The sequence below is a fragment of the Streptococcus sp. SM3 genome (assembly GCF_027497875.1).
The window spans coordinates 1-3,230 of sequence record NZ_JAJNSA010000159.1 but is presented as its reverse complement, the minus strand read 5'-3'; the positions used below and the strand labels follow the sequence as shown (position 1 = coordinate 3,230).

Below are 3,230 nucleotides of genomic sequence, written 5' to 3'. Positions count from 1 at the left end.
GACTTCTCACATTACGACAATTTTCTTGATGCAGCCTTCCTTTTCAACGTCGTGCCTGCATCTGTTCAAAACTTGGATTTGACAGACCTTGAACAATACTTTGCTTTGGCGCGTGGTTATCAAGGTGAAAAAGGGGATGTGCGTGCCCTTCCAATGAAAAAATGGTTCAACACGAACTACCATTACATTGTTCCTAAATTTGAAAAAACAACAGAAGTGAAATTGGCTGGTCACAAGATTTTTGATGAGTACCAAGAAGCTAAAGAATTGGGAATCAACACTCGTCCAGTAGTCGTTGGACCCTTCACATTCCTTCAATTATCTGACTTTGAAGATGGTGTGAAAGCGGAAGACTTCGTCGACAGCCTGGTTGCTGCTTACCAAGAAGTCTTTGCAAAATTGGCAGAGCTTGGTGCGACTCGTATCCAACTCGATGAGCCAGCTCTTGTCAAAGATTTGTCAGCTGAAGAAAAAGCCCTCTTCTTGAACCTCTACAACAAACTCTTGGCGGACAAGAAAGGCCTTGAAGTCTTGATTCAAACCTACTTTGGTGATGTTCGTGATGTCTACGCTGACCTTGTGAACTTGCCAGTAGATGGTATTGGTCTTGACTTTGTTGAAGGGAAGAAAACACTTGAATTGGTGAAAGGTGGCTTCCCAGCTGATAAGACCCTTTATGCTGGTATTGTGAATGGGAAAAACATCTGGCGCAACAACTATGAAAAGAGCTTAGAAATCTTGGATCAAGTTCCAGCTGAAAAGGTTGTCTTGACGACTTCTTGCTCCCTTCTTCATGTGCCATTTACAACTGCTAATGAAGAATTTGAACCAGCTATTTTGGACCACTTCGCCTTTGCGGTTGAAAAATTGGGTGAATTGCGTGATTTGGATGCCATCCGCAATGGTCAAGGTGCAGAAGCTCTTGCTGCCAACAAAGAACTCTTTGCAACCGAACGTGTCGGAGCAAATGCTGAACTTCATGCTCGTATCGCAGCGTTGACAGAAGCAGACTACACTCGTTTGCCAGCTTTCGCAGAACGCGAAGAAATCCAAAAAGAATCCTTCAAACTTCCAGCGCTTCCAACAACAACCATCGGTTCATTCCCTCAAACGAAAGAAGTTCGTGCTAAACGTTTGGCCTTCCGTAAGGGTGAATTGACTCAAGAAGAATACGATGCCTTCCTTGCTGAAACAATTGATGAATGGATCAAATGGCAAGAAGAAGTTGGATTTGATGTTCTTGTACACGGTGAATTTGAACGGAACGACATGGTTGAGTACTTCGGTCAAAACTTGTCAGGTTACCTCTTCTCTAAAAACGGTTGGGTACAATCATACGGTATGCGTGGGGTGAAACCACCAATCATCTGGGGAGATGTTACTCGTCTTAACCCAATCACTGTGAAATGGTCTAGCTACGCACAAAGCCGTACAGATAAACCTGTTAAAGGGATGTTGACTGGACCTGTTACCATTCTTAACTGGTCATTCCCACGCGAAGATATCTCTATCAAGGATTCTACTCTTCAAATCGCTCTTGCTATCAAGGATGAAGTTCTTGACCTTGAAGCTGCAGGCGTGAAAATCATCCAAATCGACGAGGCTGCTCTTCGTGAGAAATTGCCACTTCGTCGTAGCGACTGGTACGAAGATTACCTTGACTGGGCGATTCCAGCCTTCCGTTTGGTACACTCAACTGTAGCGCCAGATACACAAATCCACACTCACATGTGTTACTCAGAATTTACAGATATCATCCCTGCTATCGACAACTTGGATGCAGACGTTATCTCATTTGAGGCAAGCCGTTCAAACCTTGAAATCTTGGATGAGTTGAAAGCGAAAAACTTCCAAACAGAAGTTGGACCTGGGGTTTACGATATCCACTCACCACGTGTCCCACAAGACGGTGAAATTGATCACACCATCGAAGCAATCTTGGCTAAAGTACCAAGTGGCAAAGTTTGGATCAACCCTGACTGTGGTTTGAAGACTCGTGGAATTAAAGAAACAAAAGAAAGCTTGATCAAACTAGTGAATGCTGCTAAAGAAGCGCGTGAACACTTGTAAGAACTGTTTCGAGGACCTTCTATCATCGTGTAGAGGGTTTTCGAATCGTTCCCTTATCTTAGAAATAGTGGCTCAGAGTTCTTGATCAAAGAAACAAAAGAAAAGGATAGAATATGTCACAACACACACCGTCTCTGTCATTTGAAGTTTTTCCTCCAAATCCTGAAGTAGGCAATGCCAAACTCTTACGTGCCTTGGCAAATATGCAGGAGCTAGCTCCTCACTTTATTAGTGTAACCGCTAGCAATAATAAATATAATATCAAAGAGACGACGGTTGCTTTAGCCAATTATATTCAAAATGAATTGTCTATTCCGACAATTGCTCACTTACCAGCCGTCTATTTGAGCAAGGAAAAAGTGGCCGATACTCTTCATGAGTTAGATGAAGTAGGGGTTCATCGGATTTTGGCTCTGCGTGGGGATATTATCCCTGGTGTGGAACCTTTAAAAGATTTTCGTTATGCAACGGATCTGATTGAATTTATCAAAACAGAAGCGCCCCATTTTGAGGTAATTGGTGCCTGCTATCCTGAGGGACATCCAGATTCTCCAAACCAAATTTCAGATATTCAAAATCTTAAAAAGAAGGTAGATGCAGGGTGCTCTAGCTTGGTCACTCAACTTTTCTTTGACAATGAGCGTTTCTATGATTTTCAAGATAAGTGTACCTTGGCTGGGATCAATGTTCCTATTCATGCAGGAGTGATGCCGATTCTTAATCGCAATCAGGCCCTTCGCCTCCTTAAGACTTGTGAAAATGTTCATATCCCACGGAAGTTTAAAGCGATTTTAGACAAGTATGAGCATGATCCAAAGTCACTCAGAGCAGCAGGACTTGCCTATGCAGTCGATCAAATCGTTGATTTGGTCACTCAAGATGTGGCAGGTGTCCATCTTTACACCATGAACAATGAAGATGTCGCTTACCACGTCTACCAAGCAACAAAGGCTTTATTTGCTCATCAACCGAATTTTGAAGTGAATTAATCAACACTTTTAGTAGGAAGTGTAGAGATTGAGAAAGAATCGTTCTCAGTCTCTTTTTATTTGGATAAATTACTTGCTAAAAGCCAACTTTTTTTTTATAGTATTAATATGAAGTTTTTGGAGGCGCTTGCAATGAAAAAAGAGCTTAAGCTGAAATTATTTGGACCCCCT

Annotated in this window: 2 protein-coding genes; both read left to right on the top strand. The window is 42.3% G+C overall.

Annotated elements, in window-relative coordinates; genetic code table 11:
* Window positions 1–2,070, top strand: a 2,070-nt coding sequence (gene metE / locus PAN06_RS13460) for a 5-methyltetrahydropteroyltriglutamate--homocysteine S-methyltransferase (RefSeq protein ID WP_269796577.1), incomplete at its 5' end; no start/stop codon positions are given.
* Between the two features lie 113 nt (window positions 2,071–2,183).
* Entirely contained in the window at window positions 2,184–3,059 is an 876-nt protein-coding gene (gene metF, locus PAN06_RS13455; protein WP_003008657.1) for a methylenetetrahydrofolate reductase [NAD(P)H], read from the top strand.
* The last annotated feature ends 171 nt before the right edge of the window (window positions 3,060–3,230 follow it).